1 rRNA gene is annotated in these 212 nt (G+C 57.1%); it reads left to right on the top strand.

From position 1 onward, the window contains the following. Positions 1 to 174: ribosomal RNA gene (locus tag WS40_RS11185) — 16S ribosomal RNA — on the top strand; the annotation flags it as partial. Positions 175 to 212 lie beyond the last annotated feature (38 nt).

Genomic DNA, 212 nt, shown 5'->3' with positions numbered 1-212 from the left:
CGGTGAATACGTTCCCGGGCCTTGTACACACCGCCCGTCACACCATGAGAGCCGGGGGGACCCGAAGTCGGTAGTCTAACCGCAAGGAGGACGCCGCCGAAGGTAAAACTGGTGATTGGGGTGAAGTCGTAACAAGGTAGCCGTAGGAGAACCTGCGGCTGGATCACCTCCTTTCTAAGGAGTCAGGCAATGACAGAGCATCTAAGATGGTC

Source organism: Ruminococcus sp. N15.MGS-57 (assembly GCF_000980385.1).
Classification (GTDB): domain Bacteria; phylum Bacillota; class Clostridia; order Oscillospirales; family Ruminococcaceae; genus Hominimerdicola; species Hominimerdicola aceti.
The sequence above is the reverse complement of the archived record's forward strand: the minus strand, read 5'-3'. Positions and strand labels throughout refer to the sequence as shown.